This is a genomic window from Sulfitobacter donghicola DSW-25 = KCTC 12864 = JCM 14565 (assembly GCF_000622405.1).
GTDB lineage: Bacteria > Pseudomonadota > Alphaproteobacteria > Rhodobacterales > Rhodobacteraceae > Sulfitobacter > Sulfitobacter donghicola.
Map to the genome: position 1 here is coordinate 1,024,317 of NZ_JASF01000005.1, position 14,983 is coordinate 1,039,299.

Sequence of the window (14,983 nt, forward strand, 5' to 3'; positions counted from 1 at the left end):
TTTTTGGCTCGCTTTTCGGCTGCTCACCTTGACCAGCGGTTCAGATTGCGGATTGTCACCCCGTAACGAACATGACGTAAAACAATTAGGGCGGCGCAATGGGCTCGAATTTCAGGCATCGGAAAATTCTGGATCAGGCCCGAAAGGAAGGGTTGGTGACCGTTGAAGGGTTGGCCAGCAAACATAAGGTAACGGTTCAGACGATACGGCGCGACCTGTCCGAACTCGCTGAAACGGGCCGATTGGAACGGGTCCATGGCGGCGCGGTGATCCCTTCCGGTGTGATCAATATCGTTTACGAAGAACGCCGTCGGCTAAATGAAAAAGGCAAAAAAGCAATCGCAGCGGCCTGCGCTGCGATGATACCCGATGGGGCCTCCGTTTTCCTGAACATCGGCACAACAACCGAAGGCGTCGCGCGGGCATTACTGGATCACGAAAACCTGTTGGTTGTGACCAACAATCTAAACATCGCAAACATCCTAGCGGCCAACCACAGCTGCGAGATTATTCTAGCCGGAGGCGTTCTGCGCCGTGCCGATGGTGGCATTGTCGGCGGGCTTACCGTCGAAATGGTCAAGCAGTTCAAGTTCGACTATTCAATTTTAGGCTGCTCCGCGATTGATACAGATGGAGATCTTTTAGATTTTGACGGGCAAGAGGTGATCGTGAGCAACACAGCCATCGCCAGATCACGACAGGTTCTATGTGTCGCAGATCATCTAAAATTCGAACGCAAGGCACCTCTCACCATTTGCGCGTTGAGCGATGTAGATGCTTTGATCACTGACGCGGTTCTTCCGCCCGAACTTTTGAATAAATGCGCGGTATGGGGAACCCAGATCGCCAAGGTTTAACCGCTCCGCCCTTTCGGATGGATCAGGGCTCTGCTGGCGATGTTCGCAACACGCCAGCTGCGGGCAACGAGACCCCATGACAGGCCACCTGCCTGTCTGTGTAGTTGAACCAAAACCGCTCGGAACCTGTATCGCGAATGCGAATACCATCAGGTAGATCAAGCGTGGCAATATCCGCACGCTTGCAAATGCCCCGCAAAAAATTGCCCAGCGCCTCGGCATCCAGCCACGCGGCCAGATATGTCTGGCGGCCAGTTTGCACCGCGACAGCCTGCCCCGCCTGCGTTTCCAAAACCGATTTTGCGCTGCCCTCTAGGGCCTCCCGATACCGAATAACATTGCCTCCGCCCTTTACTGGCACGGAAACATCCACGCGCAGGCTCTCGACCTCGGCGACCAATATATCAAGATCGGGTATCGCGGGCGGCAAGGGGATGGGGATGTTCATCTCGGGGCCTCTGGCCCCGGTTCGCGGCCCATAAACGACATCGCCCTCGCTTTGGGACAGCGTCTCTTTCAAGCCATCAGGCAAATGCATCATCCCCGGCACCAAAGTCAGTTTGTAACCGTCGAAATCCCGTGTCGAGGCGGGCAGGATATCTACGGACAAGCCAAGGCTGCGCAATGCACGGTAGGTATCAAGTATCAGACCGAAATAATCCAACCCCAGCCCATGCGGCTGCACAGCCCAAGCAAAGTCAGCATCATAGTCAAAAACAATTGCGACTGGTGCTTTGACAGGTACCACATCAGGGGCGTTCGCCAACTCGCTAGAAACTTGGCTAAGCTCTTTCATCACGGTGGCATCGGCCCCATCGGGGCGCAACAGCCCTGCGTGCATCTGCTCTTGGGCGACGGGGGCCTGACGCCAGCGAAAATAACACACGGCCTCGGCGCCATGGGCAAACGCTTCCCATGACCAAAGGCGAACCATCCCTTTCAACGGGATCGGGTTATAGGGCGCCCAGTTTACAGGGCCCGGTTGCTGCTCCATGACCCACCAGCGCCCTTTGCCAACGGCGCGATACAGATCGTGATGTAGAGCCTGAAAGTCGGGATCCCCTTGGCGCGCGTATTCCCTTTGGCGCTGCGCGTCTGCCCCGACACGGTCCTCAAGAAACCCTAGCGGATAGCTATCCCACGTCGCGATATCCAGATCAGCCCCAACTGCAAAATGGTCAAAATCCGTAATCCGCCCCATGTAATTGTGCGAAACCGGCGCCGCGCTATGCGCTTTGATAAGCTCCACCTGTAACCTGTTAAAGCTCACGACTTGATCCGAGCTGAACCGACGGAACGCCAAGCAATGGGCGGGGTTTGCTTCGGTGACGGTTAGGTTCGGCAGGTCCACCTCTTCAAAGGCGCCATATTCCATAGACCAAAACGTATTGCCCCACGCATTGTTCAATCTGTCGATGGTTTCATAGCGATCAGCCAGCCAAAGTTGAAAAGCGCGCCTTGCCGCATCGCTGTAAGAAATCGTGGTGTCATGACAGCCGTATTCATTGTCAGTTTGCCATGCGGCAACATGGGTGTTTTGCCCATAGCGCTGTGCGATCAGGCCGACGATCCGGCGGCATTCAGCGCGGTACCCTTCGTGGCTAAAGCAATAGTGCCTGCGAGACCCGAATTTTCTAGGCCTGCCCTCAACATCCACGGCCAACATATCTGGATGGCGCGTTACCATCCATCTGGGCGGGGTGGCTGTTGGGGTTCCTAACACAACCTTTAACCCTGCCTGCCCCAAGACATTGATCGCCTCATCCAGCCAATCCCAGCACAACGTATCCGGCTGGGGTTCCAGCTTGCTCCATGCGAATTCTCCAATGCGAACCCACGTCAATCCTGCCTCGACCATGCGGCGGGCGTCATCTGCCCACACCTCTGGTGACCATTGCTCTGGATAGTAACAAGTGCCTAATGATCGCTTCATCTCGCCTCACAAAACAACGCGGTGTTCCTCTTGGCCGCTGACCTTTGCAGAGAACTGAAAGGTCAGCCCGTCTGGCGCCCCTTCAAGGCCATCCGCTGCCGATGTCACAAACACCGTTTTCATATCCGTCCCGCCAAATGCAGGGCAGGTTGCTTGGGCTGCGGGGATTTTATGAGCCTCAATAAACCTGCCATCAGGGCCATATTGCGCAACCCGCCCAGCGCCCCATTGCGCATTCCACAAACACCCCGTGCTATCGACAACAGAACCATCAGGGTTCAGCTTTTCGCGCGTGAGATCTGCAAAAACCTCTGGCCCACCCGTGGGCCAGCCATCATGTCCGTCTAACGCAATCTGCATGATCTTGCGCGTTGGGGTATCCGTGAAATAGGCCGTGGATTTATCTGGCGAAAACGAGATGGAATTTGAGATGGTCACCGCATCCACAATCTTGCGCAGCTCACCTTTGTAGTAGCGATAGATGCTGCCCAGATCAGGCTCGGCCTGAATACCCATCGTTCCGATCCAAAAGCCACCCCACGGATCGGCCCGCCCGTCGTTAGATCGCGTGAGGGGTTGATCGGCTTCAATGTCCACGACATGCGAACACTCACCAGTGTCTAACTCAAATTGCCAAAGTCCGGTATCAGAAGCCAGCAAGAGGGTATCGCGCCCCGTCCACCCCGCAGCCGAGACATATTCATCAAAGACCCAATCAACGGGTTTGCCTTCAACGCGGGACATGAGTTTTTTGGACAGGATATCGAACCAAAACAGCTGCTTTCTGATCGGGTGCCATAGCGGCCCCTCACCCAGTTTACAGCTGCGCGGGTCAAATATGTTTTCCATCAAACTGCGGTCACTTTGTCATAGGCTGCTACGATTTCGCGGGCGTAGCCGCTGACTTCCGCGGCTGAATATCCCGGTTTGTAGAGACCTGTCCCGATCCCGAAACCCGCAACCCCTGCCGAAATCCAATCCGCAAAGTTATGTGGCCCGACACCGCCAACTGCAAAGGTCTGTGTTCCCTTTGGCAACACGGCATTGATCGCCTTTAACCCCTCAACCCCAATCAAAAACGACGGAAAGATCTTTAGCCCATCTGCGCCCGCCTTGAGGGCCGCAAAACATTCGGTCGGTGTCATGACACCGGGATAAGACAGCATTCCTGCGGCTTTGCTCGCGGCGATTACGTCGATGTCCGCGTTGGGCGAGACGATCATCTGCCCGCCCGCATCCTTTACGCGTGTGACATCCTCAACACTCAGAACCGTCCCCGCGCCGATTGTGATGCCACCACCAGTGCAGCGCGCCATCTCGGCGATTGTGTCAAAAGGGTCGGGCGAATTTAGCGGGACCTCGATCTTTGTGATGCCTTCCGCGACCAGAACGTCACATATGGCCGCTGCTTCGTACGGGTTAATCCCCCGAAGGATCGCGATGATATTCCGTTCCATGATCACCCCTCTTTTTGCGCAATAAATGCAGCTGTCAAACCAGCAAGGGTAAGCCCAGCCACATCCTGAACAACCGCAGGAACGCCCTGTTCCACCAGACCTGAACGATACAGTTCAGCAACGGGTCCAGCGCCGAGGATGGCAACATTTTGCCCCAGCCAATAGGGCCGTGCGGCTGCCAGCTCCATCCCGATCAACATGCCAGACAGCTTTGAGCGCGCCACATGCGCTGACTGATCCCCGACCAATCCGCCTGCACGCAACCCAAACAGATGCGCAGCCACGGATTGCGGCCGTGACATGCTATCAGAGACCGCGGTCAGAAAACTGGCCTGATCCCATTCATCACTGGAAACGCTATGACGCAGAACCGATTGACCTGACAAAAGGGCAAACATCTCTCCGGTCATAAAGGTTTGAAAGCTGACGATTTCGCCTGCGCTGATGTGGACCCATTTGGTATGGGTTCCTGGCAGACAAATGATCCCGTCAAAATTGGGATACTCCAACAAGACACCAGCGATCTGGGTCTCTTCCCCGCGCATCACGTCGGGGGGAGAGAGCTGCTTGACCCCCGGGAGGATAGAGACGGAAATCCGCGTATCATTAGAGGGCACCGCAATAGCCTGAGCGCCTTTTGGAGGTGTACAAGGGGTGGCGACATAGGGGGCCTCTTGCCAGGCTTCTCGTGCTCCCACCATTCCGGCGCAGATCACTGGCGTTACCTGAGCCTCTGAAAGATAGGGTTCGATCAGCTCTAATAAAGCGGGTTCAAATTCGTGCGATTCCAATCCGCCCATCCCTTTGGATGAGCTCTCCTCGGCAATCACCGCGTTTTCGCCATCCATCATCCAGACACGCAAATTGGTAGTTCCCCAATCCACCGCGATCCAATGTAGGTCTGTGTTTTGCGTTTTCATCGAATTACCCTGAAACCACTACGCCGCCGTCAACGACCATCGATTGTCCTGTCATCATGCGGCTGGCATTCGAGGACAGAAACAAAACTGCATCTACGATATCTTCTGGCGCCAGTGTCTCCTTGAGGCATTGCCGATCAACATGCGCGGCAATCGCCTCTGGCGTGACCCATTGCTCTTTTTGCTTGTCCGTCAGCACCCACCCCGGAGCCAGCGCATTAACGCGGATTTTCTCTGGACCGAACTCGCGCGCTAGCGATCGGGTCATACCGTTGATGCCTGAATTGGCCGTTGTGTATGAAGGGTATCCCGTGTTGCCCATCATATAGGAGATCGAGGTCATGTTCACGATGGCACCGCCGCCGGAGGTGCGCATGCCGTCGATCACAGCCTGACAGGCAAAAAAGTAGGATTTCAGATTGATCGCTTGCGATTGATCCCAGAACTCTTCGGTTACCTCTTGTGTGGCATGGCGCGCATCATTTGCGGCATTGTTGATCAGGGCTGTGATTGGGCCCTGATGCGCTGCCGCTTTTGCCAAACATTGCTTTAGCGCGGGAATGTCCGAGATATCGCAGGTTTGGAAAAAGGGACGGCGACCATGTTTGGCCTCCATCTCATCACAGAACGCCGAGGCATCGCTGCGCTGTACGAAACTGACATTTGCGCCTTGTTTCATAAACCCGTCTGTCAGAAAGGCCCCAATGCCCGAACCCCCGCCCGTAATGAAAACCGACTTGTCTTTGAGATCCGGGAAGATCGCATTCTGCGTCATCAATGGCTCTCCCGCGTGACTGGGCGTGTGTCTTTACCGACAAGGAAATCCAGATCGGCACCTTGGTGAGCTTGCAGTACTGTATCCACATACATCTTGGCATAGCCACGGGTGTAATGGGGCGGCTCAGGGGTCCATTCGGCGCGGCGTTGTGCGAGCTCTTCGTCGGGCACCAAAAGGTCCAACGCTCCATCTTTGATCGACACGCGTATCCGGTCACCCGTCTGAACCAAGGCAAGGTTGCCGCCAGCATTTGCCTCGGGGCTGACATGCAGAACAACGGTGCCATAGGCCGTACCAGACATTCGTGCATCTGATACACGCACCATGTCACGCACGCCTTCCTTTACCAGACGCGCAGGGATCGGCATATTGCCGACCTCTGGCATGCCGGGATAGCCTTTGGGCCCACACCCTTTCAGAACAAGGATTGTATCCGCTGTGACAGGTAAATCTTCGCGGTCGATATTGGCTTTCATGTCTTCGATGTTTTCAAACACAAAGGCTTCGGCCTCATGCTCTAGCAATGCGTCAGTGGCGGCTGAGGGTTTGATGATCGCACCATGAGGCGCCAGATTGCCGCGCAAAACGCACAGGCCCGCCGCCTCCTTTAGCGGATTATCCATCGGGCGGATCACATCATGGTTGTAGCATTCCGCACCGTCCCAATAGGCCGAGATATCGCCCCCCATGACAGTGGTTGCTGGCCGCAGCTTGTCCTTCAGCTCTGACAGAACAACGGGCATGCCCCCCGCATAACAAAAATCTTCCATCAGGTATTCGCCCGATGGCATACAGTTCACCAGCAGTGGGATATCGCTGCCGATTTCAAAGTCATCCAAGGACAGGTCGATCCCGACCCGACCTGCTATTGCTAACAGATGCACGACGGAATTCGTTGAGCCCCCTACCGCTGCATTCGCAAGGATCGCATTTTCCAAGGCTTCGCGCGTCACGACATGGGAAAGCTTCAAATCCTCTTCAACCATTTCGACGATGCGCTTGCCCGTCAGATGGGCCAGCGCCATGCGCCGTGAATCAACCGCAGGCAAGGCCGCATTGGTTGGAAGGGACATGCCCATCGCCTCAACAAGGCTGGCCATAGTCGACGCCGTGCCCATCGTCATACACACGCCCTTGGAGCGGCTCATGCCAGACTCAGCGTTCATGAAATCCTGAAGGGTCATTTCGCCTGCGCGCACCGCTTCCGAGAATTTCCAGACATCCGTGCCAGAACCAATGTCCTTGCCCTTCCATTTCCCGTTTAACATCGGACCCGAGCTGACAACGATCGTCGGCAGATCGACACTGGCCGCCCCCATCAACTGACCCGGAGTGGTTTTGTCACAGCCGCCCAATAGAACGACCCCATCAATGCCGTAAGCGCGTATGCTTTCCTCAACATCCATGGCCAGCAGATTGCGAAACAACATTGCCGTTGGCTTCATCTGGGTTTCACCCAGAGACATGACTGGAAACTCGACAGGAAAGCCGCCAGCCTCCCAAACGCCGCGCTTTACGCCTTCGGCCAGATCACGCAAACCCGAATTGCAGGGCGTGAGCTCAGACCATGTATTACAAATGCCAATGATCGGTCGGCCATCAAAGACATGATCGGGAAACCCCTGATTTTTCATCCAGCTGCGGTGAATAAACCCGTCGCGATCATTTTTTCCGTACCATGCGCGGTTTCGGTTATCTTTTGTCATATCCGTGTCCCTTCGATGACCCACATCCGCTCGGGGAAAGAACATGGTAATGTTATCCCGTGATGCATAAGGTAGGTGCCTGACAGCTTTAAATTCTTTGTTTTGAGCGCAGTATTTCCGCGCGACATTCCATCAATATCGCCGCGATTACGCAAGGCAATCTGATAAGTGGCATCCGCCTCTAGGCCAGTAAGGCGCAGCGGGCGCGGTGATATCTGCTTTGAGGTGGCCACCTTGGCCGCAAACACAACAAAGCGGTCGCCCACCAATGCCAACTGCTGTTCTGCTATCACAGCTTTATCCGCGCTATCCAGACGCAAAATATCGGCGGTTCGCATCCAATTCCGGTTTTCTTTCCACCACTCGGTAACATCAATGAGGATCTGAACCTCGCGTTCGTCTAGTTCGCGGGGGTCCATCTCAAAACCCATGTGGCGTTGGGCCGCGACCCATGCGCGGTATGAGATGTCCAATGTGCGCCCCGAGGTGTGGCAGACACGCGGGCCAACATGGCTACCTGTTACAGCGGCGGGTAAAAACAATGCCGCATCATGCTGGATACGCAGGCGTTCGGTCGCATCGTTACTATCAGAAAGCCAAACCCGCTGCGTTCGCGACAGGATGCCAAAATCAATCCGCCCGCCACCCGAGGCGCAGCTTTCGATTTCGACCTTTGGAAAGGCTGCGCGGAGGCGATCAATCAAGGCATAGGTGCCTTGGGTCTGCTCTGCATCCACCAGCGGCAAAACGCGGTTATGATCCCATTTGATATAGTCAATTTCATTCCTGCTCAGAATGTCAGAGATACAGGTAAACAGGTATTCCCCAACCTCTGGCAGGGCCATGTTCAATACCTTTTGCTGCCGCCCTAAAATCTGATCAGCAGCGCCCAGCGCCCAATGAGGGTTCTTGCGGTAAATCTCGCTCTCTTCATTGACCATCTCTGGTTCAAACCACAGCCCGAAACTCATACCCTCACGATGCACATGTTCAACAAGAGGCGTTAGGCCATCGGGATATTTGCGAGGATCAATGACCCAATCCCCCAGACTAGAGGTGTCATCATCGCGGCGCCCAAACCAGCCGTCATCCAGCACAAAGCGTTCCGCCCCCAAGCGCGCCGCGCGCGTTGCGATGTCTTGCAGCGTGGGTAAGTGATGATCAAAATAGACCGCCTCCCAACAGTTATAGTGAACGGGACGTGGCGCATCGGGTTTGGGCCAGGTCACGATCCGATCACGCAAGTGGCGTTGGAACGCAACCGCGCAGCCATTTAGCCCCCGATCCGAATACGTCAGGTACAAGGGCGCTGTTTCGAAATAGGTTGCAGGCGCAGTATGGCTTCCCGTCGCATGGCCCCATTGAACCTGACGCCGTCCGTCTTGCAATTCCTCTGCGATCATCTTGTGACCACCCGACCAGCCATAGTGGAATCCGAAACACTCTCCACTTGTATTTGTGGCTCCGCGGTTCGGGATCATAAGGCCGGGAAAATGTTCATGGCCCGTCCGGCCAGTTCTGTTTTCGCGCAGGCGCGCGCCTGCTGCCCACTGTGTGTGCTCGGGTTGAAACTCGCCACACCAACGGCCCGAAAAATCTATCATCTCGCTGCTGTTTTGCGGCGCTGGAAGGACAGGCGCGGCCAGCCAATCCACGCATATCGGGTGATCTGATTGCAGGTTGGTTTGACAGGTAATGACCCGTGTCTGTTCATCCGTTTCAAACGAAAATGCCAACGTTAACCCATGTGCCGCATCCTTGCAGGTGATGATCATCCCTTCTTTCTCGGTCACGTTAGAAAGAGAAAAGGAGGGGAGTATCTGCGCCCCGTTGATGTTTCGAACGATCAGCCCCACCTGGCCTGGAAAGGTATGTGTCGCCTCTGGACATAAAGACAATACAGGGTTCTCATCCAACATCCCGCCCGACACATCAATCGCGCTTGCGCCGCTCAAAGCGGTTAGGTCCTCAGCTGCTGGCAGGCGTTTGCCCCAATATGTCACATGCGGGATCCCCCCGTTTGACATGTCCAAAACAACCGTCTGCCGATCATCGTCTATGCGGTAGGTTTCCATCATCGCCCCCTACTTCACCGCCCCAAGGGTCAGACCCGCAATAAAGTGTTTTTGCATCAGAAAGAACATCGCAACAGGTGGCAATGCAGCCACAATCGATCCCGCACTCATCAGGTGATAGGCCGCCCGAAATTGTGAGTTAAACTCGGTAATGCCAGCCGTAACCGGTTGGGCGCTTGGCCCTTGCGTAAGCACAACAGCCCAAAAGTAATCATTCCAGATAAAGGTGAAAATCAGCACCGAAAGCGCCGCAAGGGCGGGCTTCATCAGCGGTAGCACAACAAAAACAAAGATGCGCCATTCCGCGACGCCCTCAACCCGCGCTGCTTCGATCAATGGAAACGGCAAGGCGCGGATAAAGTTCCGCATAAACAGCGTGCAGAACCCCGTCTGAAACGCGATGTGAAACAGGACCAGCCCTTGAATACTGTCATACATGCCTAGGGTAATCGTCAAATCGCGCACTGGCACCATCAGGATTTGGAAGGGTACAAAGTTCCCTGCGATGAACATGAAAAAGATGACCAGATTGCCCTTAAATCGATAAATGCCCAGCGCAAACCCCGCCATGCAGGAGAGCGCCACCGCCCCTACAACCGTTGGCAACGTGATGAACATCGAGTTCAGCAAATAACGCGGCATGTTGGATTCAAAGAACACTTTTCCGTAGTTCGAAAAGGCTTCAAAGCTAGAGGGAAGCCCCCAATAATTGCCGTTTGTAAAATCCGCGGCTGGCTTGATTGAAAACATCGCAACCGCGATCAGCGGCAACAGCCAAACCACCAGCGCAATCGGTAAAACCGCCTGATAGGTGATCTGCCAGCTGCGGGAGCGTTTTTCGATAGGGGATGGAAACATCAGTGTGCCCCCCGCTCTTCGCGCCACATCGAGTATAAGAAATACGCGATGAACGCGAGCATGATAAAGAACAGAACAACGGCAATCGCCGAGCCATATCCCATCCTAAAGCCGAACTCGGACAGGGATTCCTCGAACATATAAAACGACAAGACACGGGTAGAACCAAACGGCCCGCCGTTGGTCATCACACTGATTAGATCGAACGAGCGCAGCGCGCCGATAATCGTCACGACAAAGGCAATAAACGTCGCGGGCTTCAACTGCGGCAGGATGATGTACCACAGCATTTTGTAACCCTTTGCCCCGTCCAGCCGCGCGGCCTCGACCTGTTCGGGGTCAACGGCGTTTAGACCTGTGAGATACAAGATCATGCAATAGGCCGTTTGCGGCCAAAGCCCCGCAGCGATGATGCCATAGGTCGCCATCGTCGGGTCGCCCAAAATGTTTACTGGCCCAGCGCCAAAAACAGCGAGGATCGCGTTCAGCAGCCCTTCGCGCGGCAGATAGAACCACGAAAACACGAGGCCAACCACAACCTGCGAAATTACAAACGGAAAGAAGAACAGCGATTTATACAAGCGGATGCCGCGCACCGTTTGGTTCAGGAATAGCGCGATGAACAGCCCCGCAGGGACCGCCAGCAGGTACAGAACCAGCCATTTCAGGTTATTCCAAAATGACGTCTCGAATTTGCGATCCATCTTGGCGTCGCCAATACCAAGGAGGCGTTCATAATTCGCCGTACCCACGTAAACCTTTTCGCCCAACCCGTCCCATTCATGAAAGCTGATGCTAAAGCTTTGCGCGATTGGAATGATGACATAGACCGCAAAGAACAACATCGCAGGGGCCAGAAACAGCCACGGCGTTATCGCAATCTCATTGCGTTTGTACCAACTGCGAGGTGCAGCCTCGGTTCCGGTTGTCATTGAGGACATGCCACCCCTCCAGAGATCAACATATGCGAAAGCCTCAATCGGGCTTGCGAATAGGTTGAGATGAAAATCGCGCCCCCCTCCCGCTGAGGGAGGCGCAGGATATGTTATTTATAGATACGCTGGCGCGCGTCTTCGAGGCGCTCAAGGATGTCATCCAGATTGTCTGGGAACACCATGAACTCTTGCAGACCCTCCATGCCAACGCTTGCCATTTCAGCCGTAAAGTCACGGTCAAAGAACTGGGCCACGCCGCCTTTGGCGTTGTTGGACAGCATATCAAAACCCTGCTCTAGGAACTCATCCGCATCGACGCCAGATGCCGCGTTCACAGGCAGCTGACCCAGCTTGTCGCCCGAGTTGATATCGGTTTGAACATCGGCAGAGGTCACATATTGCAAGAACGCACGGGCGTTTTCTTTGTTTGTCGCACCCGATGGAATGTGGAACGTATCCGTTGGCGCATCTTCGCCCTGCGGCACATCTGCGATTTTCGGGAACTGGTAAAAATCGATCTGTGAATCGTCGAGCCCCGCGTCACGCATTGGCGCAACCGCAAAGTTACCGATCAGATAAGCGGTCGCTTCACCATCGGTCATAGATGTCAGGGCTTCCTGCCACGAGTACGACTGGTGGTCAGCGATATAGCCGCCCATGTCGATGATCTTGCGCCAGTTTGCAAAGGTCTCGCGAACGCGTGGGTCGGTCCATTCCACCTCGCCACGTGCAAGCTGCATGTGGAAATCAAAACCGTTTGTGCGCATGTTCATGTAATCGAACCACCCACCAGCGGTCCAAAGGAACTTGGTCCCGATGGCATAGCAGGCGCGGCCAGAGGCGACGATCTTTTCGCAATTTGCCAGCTCTTCATCAAAGGTCACAGGCTCGGAAAGGCCCAGCTCTTTGAAGATGTCTTCGCGGTAATAGATGCCCCACTGGTAGTAGGTATATGGAACGCCATACTGTTTGCCATCAATTGTCATGGCACCCTTGACGGAATCCAGCCCCGGCAGATCGCCGTTGGTGTACATATCAGAGATATCTTCGAACAGGCCCGCGGAAACATATGGGCCCATGCGGTTAGCCGCATACCAGTTCACAACGTCGGGTGGGTTTGCGCCCAGCGCGTTGCGGATTTGCGTTTTCCAAGCTTCACGATCAACGATCGTCAGCTCGATGTTCATTTTTGGGTGCAGCTCCTGAAACCCCGCGACCAGCCCCTCCATCACCGCGCGCGGCGCTGGGTTTGACATATCCGACGTGATCTTCAAATCACCCGTCATCTGTTTGGTATCGGCAAATGCAACAGTACCGGCCACGCCAGTAGCGATCAACGCCGCCAGCGACGTTTTGAGAATGGAATGCATGGTATCCTCCCTAGTGCTTCCTTTGTCTCGACTTGTCTCATTATTTGAAACTTAGTCTTGAATATTGATACTACACTGCAGATGAGTTAGCTTTGTCAACAGCCAGCCGTTCCAAACACCCCGCGTAAAAAGGGGAAATCAGGGAGGCTGGACAGGGAGAAAAGAAGATTTGGGAGAGGAGCCATGGGCGCCGTAACTACCGATGGCACAGTAGGAAAAGCACTGTCCGTACTGGAACAGGTTGCTTCTGCTGGACGTCCCGTTCGCATGCGCGAGCTGCTTGAGACCTCCGAGTTCCCAAAGCCTACATTATACCGTTTTTTGCAGACGCTCACGAATCAGGGAATGCTCAGCTATGACCCCGAGCACCAAACCTATACACCTGGAATTCGACTGGTCAGGCTTGCGCATTCCGCATGGTCGCAGGCCACTTTGGCCCCAATTGCGCGCCCACATTTGGAAACGCTGGCCTCAACCCTAAGAGAGGCTATTCACCTTGCCCAGATGGACAACGGGCAGGTCATTTTTATTGATAAACGTCAGGCCAGCACACAGTTCGCCACCCTCGCCCAAGCAGGTCAGGTCGCGCCCGCCTATTGCACAGGTGTTGGCAAAGCGATGCTTGCCTTCCTACCCGAGGCCGAGCGCGAACACGCGCTGCGCCAGCAGGCCTTTTTGAAATACACCGATGCAACCCTTACGTCTGCCGATGAACTGTTAAAAGAACTGGACGAAATCCGTATCGAGGGCATCGCGTTTGACCGCGAAGAGCACGAAGATGGCATCATCAGCATCGCAGCACCGATCCTAACGCCGTCAAATCGCGTCGTAGGCTCAATCTCTATTGCCACAGCCACCAATCGCCACACGTTGGAAGAGCTCAACGCATTCCGCCCCGACCTTGTCGAATGCGCAAACAAAATTGGGACCGAGGCACAGTCTTGGCAATCCCCATCACATCCCTAATCGAAAGGATCCGCAGTTATGTCCGGCGTAGTCATGAAAGATGTCATCAAGAAATATGGCAACGTGCAGGTTATCCACGGGATCGACCTTGAGATTAAGGACGGCGAGTTTTGTGTTTTTGTGGGGCCGTCAGGCTGTGGCAAATCCACACTGCTGCGTATGGTTGCGGGACTAGAGGAAACAACCGAAGGCTCGATGAGCATCGGCGCGCGGGATGTGACCGCAATGGACCCAGCCGAGCGCGGCGTTGCCATGGTGTTCCAGACCTACGCCCTCTATCCCCATATGACTGTACGCGACAACATGGGCTTTGGCCTGAAAATGAATGGCCACCCAAAGGCCGAGATCAAAGAAAAGGTTGCCGAAGCCACGCGCATCCTAAAGCTGGAAGAATACCTTGATCGCAAGCCAGCCGCCCTATCGGGTGGCCAACGTCAGCGGGTTTCAATTGGGCGCGCAATTGTGCGCGGTCCCGAAGTTTTCTTGTTTGATGAACCGCTGTCCAACCTCGACGCAGAGCTGCGTGTCGAGATGCGGGTGGAAATCGCGCGGCTGCACAAGGAAATCGGCGCGACGATGATTTATGTAACCCACGATCAGGTTGAGGCGATGACCCTTGCCGATAAAATCGTGGTCCTGCGCAAAGGCGCGATCGAACAGGTTGGCGCGCCTTTGGAATTGTATCGGGATCCAGACAGTAAATTTGTCGCAGGCTTCATCGGATCGCCTGCGATGAACTTTCTTGAAGGTATGTCCACAGGGAACGCCCTGACACTGGATGACCTAGCGGGGCAATTCGAATTGCCTGTGACATTGCCTGCCTCTGGCACTGGGGTTTCACTGGGCATCCGCCCCGAACATATCGAAATCGACCCTGACGGCGATACACATACTGTCGAACTCACCGAAGCTTTAGGCGGCGTTTCATTCGTGCACCTTGTTTCCGAAAGCGGCGCAAAGATCATCGTGGAGGAGCGCGGCGACGACCGCTCGGTCGAAGGCGCACGTGTGGGTATGAGCTTCCCACCTGAGCGTGCCATGTTGTTTGACCGCGAAACGGAACAGCGGATCAGATAAGCTGGCAGCGCGCAGCATTGGGCGGCGTTTTTACCTGACGGTGCTCATGCC

Annotated in this window: 13 protein-coding genes; 3 read left to right on the forward strand and 10 right to left on the reverse strand. The window is 55.0% G+C overall.

The features are described 5' to 3' along the window. The first annotated feature begins 98 nt into the window (after positions 1–98). The gene (locus Z948_RS0105910; protein WP_025058647.1) at positions 99–857 is read left to right on the forward strand and encodes a DeoR/GlpR family DNA-binding transcription regulator; all 759 of its coding nucleotides are present in this window, start codon (positions 99–101) and stop codon (positions 855–857) included. Between the two features lie 22 nt (positions 858–879). Here the strand turns inward: Z948_RS0105910 and Z948_RS0105915 are convergent, their stop codons facing one another. The 10 genes from Z948_RS0105915 to Z948_RS0105960 all read right to left on the reverse strand — a co-directional run bounded on the left by Z948_RS0105915 (position 880) and on the right by Z948_RS0105960 (position 12,889). Continuing rightward, positions 880–2,790, reverse strand: coding sequence for a beta-galactosidase (locus tag Z948_RS0105915; protein WP_025058648.1), 1,911 nt, complete (start codon positions 2,788–2,790; stop codon positions 880–882). A 6-nt stretch (positions 2,791–2,796) separates the two neighbouring features. Then, on the reverse strand, positions 2,797–3,639 hold the full coding sequence (locus Z948_RS0105920; RefSeq protein WP_025058649.1) for an SMP-30/gluconolactonase/LRE family protein: 843 nt from the start codon (positions 3,637–3,639) through the stop codon (positions 2,797–2,799). Further along, positions 3,639–4,247, reverse strand: coding sequence for a 2-dehydro-3-deoxy-6-phosphogalactonate aldolase (locus Z948_RS0105925; RefSeq protein ID WP_025058650.1), 609 nt, complete (start codon positions 4,245–4,247; stop codon positions 3,639–3,641). The genes Z948_RS0105920 and Z948_RS0105925 overlap by 1 nt, the downstream gene beginning before the upstream one ends. Before the next feature lie 2 nt (positions 4,248–4,249). Beyond that, positions 4,250–5,167, reverse strand: coding sequence for a 2-dehydro-3-deoxygalactonokinase (locus tag Z948_RS0105930; protein WP_025058651.1), 918 nt, complete (start codon positions 5,165–5,167; stop codon positions 4,250–4,252). Between the two features lie 4 nt (positions 5,168–5,171). After that, positions 5,172–5,942, reverse strand: coding sequence for an SDR family NAD(P)-dependent oxidoreductase (locus Z948_RS0105935; RefSeq protein WP_025058652.1), 771 nt, complete (start codon positions 5,940–5,942; stop codon positions 5,172–5,174). Then, positions 5,942–7,651, reverse strand: coding sequence for an IlvD/Edd family dehydratase (locus Z948_RS0105940; protein WP_025058653.1), 1,710 nt, complete (start codon positions 7,649–7,651; stop codon positions 5,942–5,944). Before Z948_RS0105940 ends, Z948_RS0105935 begins: the two co-directional genes overlap by 1 nt. Then, complete coding sequence (locus Z948_RS0105945; protein ID WP_025058654.1) at positions 7,648–9,729, reverse strand: alpha-galactosidase; 2,082 nt, start codon at positions 9,727–9,729, stop codon at positions 7,648–7,650. Before Z948_RS0105945 ends, Z948_RS0105940 begins: the two co-directional genes overlap by 4 nt. Positions 9,730–9,735: 6 nt before the next feature. Next, positions 9,736–10,584, reverse strand: a complete 849-nt coding sequence (locus tag Z948_RS0105950) for a carbohydrate ABC transporter permease (protein WP_025058655.1) — start codon at positions 10,582–10,584, stop codon at positions 9,736–9,738. Beyond that, entirely contained in the window at positions 10,584–11,525 is a 942-nt protein-coding gene (locus tag Z948_RS0105955; RefSeq protein WP_025058656.1) for a carbohydrate ABC transporter permease, read from the reverse strand. Before Z948_RS0105955 ends, Z948_RS0105950 begins: the two co-directional genes overlap by 1 nt. Before the next feature lie 104 nt (positions 11,526–11,629). Next, positions 11,630–12,889, reverse strand: coding sequence for an ABC transporter substrate-binding protein (locus Z948_RS0105960; RefSeq protein WP_025058657.1), 1,260 nt, complete (start codon positions 12,887–12,889; stop codon positions 11,630–11,632). 183 nt (positions 12,890–13,072) lie between these two features. Here Z948_RS0105960 and Z948_RS0105965 point away from each other — a divergent pair, with 183 nt between their 5' ends. Continuing rightward, entirely contained in the window at positions 13,073–13,855 is a 783-nt protein-coding gene (locus tag Z948_RS0105965; RefSeq protein WP_025058658.1) for an IclR family transcriptional regulator, read from the forward strand. Between the two features lie 18 nt (positions 13,856–13,873). Next, the gene (locus Z948_RS0105970; protein WP_025058659.1) at positions 13,874–14,932 is read left to right on the forward strand and encodes an ABC transporter ATP-binding protein; all 1,059 of its coding nucleotides are present in this window, start codon (positions 13,874–13,876) and stop codon (positions 14,930–14,932) included. Positions 14,933–14,983: the final 51 nt, after the last annotated feature.

Coding starts and splice junctions, on each gene's coding strand:
- Z948_RS0105910 (WP_025058647.1), top strand. CDS start 99: ATGGGCTCGAATTTCAGGCATCGGAAAATTCTGGATCAGGCCCGAAAG.
- Z948_RS0105915 (WP_025058648.1), bottom strand. CDS start 2,790: ATGAAGCGATCATTAGGCACTTGTTACTATCCAGAGCAATGGTCACCA.
- Z948_RS0105920 (WP_025058649.1), bottom strand. CDS start 3,639: ATGGAAAACATATTTGACCCGCGCAGCTGTAAACTGGGTGAGGGGCCG.
- Z948_RS0105925 (WP_025058650.1), bottom strand. CDS start 4,247: ATGGAACGGAATATCATCGCGATCCTTCGGGGGATTAACCCGTACGAA.
- Z948_RS0105930 (WP_025058651.1), bottom strand. CDS start 5,167: ATGAAAACGCAAAACACAGACCTACATTGGATCGCGGTGGATTGGGGA.
- Z948_RS0105935 (WP_025058652.1), bottom strand. CDS start 5,942: ATGACGCAGAATGCGATCTTCCCGGATCTCAAAGACAAGTCGGTTTTC.
- Z948_RS0105940 (WP_025058653.1), bottom strand. CDS start 7,651: ATGACAAAAGATAACCGAAACCGCGCATGGTACGGAAAAAATGATCGC.
- Z948_RS0105945 (WP_025058654.1), bottom strand. CDS start 9,729: ATGATGGAAACCTACCGCATAGACGATGATCGGCAGACGGTTGTTTTG.
- Z948_RS0105950 (WP_025058655.1), bottom strand. CDS start 10,584: ATGTTTCCATCCCCTATCGAAAAACGCTCCCGCAGCTGGCAGATCACC.
- Z948_RS0105955 (WP_025058656.1), bottom strand. CDS start 11,525: ATGTCCTCAATGACAACCGGAACCGAGGCTGCACCTCGCAGTTGGTAC.
- Z948_RS0105960 (WP_025058657.1), bottom strand. CDS start 12,889: ATGCATTCCATTCTCAAAACGTCGCTGGCGGCGTTGATCGCTACTGGC.
- Z948_RS0105965 (WP_025058658.1), top strand. CDS start 13,073: ATGGGCGCCGTAACTACCGATGGCACAGTAGGAAAAGCACTGTCCGTA.
- Z948_RS0105970 (WP_025058659.1), top strand. CDS start 13,874: ATGTCCGGCGTAGTCATGAAAGATGTCATCAAGAAATATGGCAACGTG.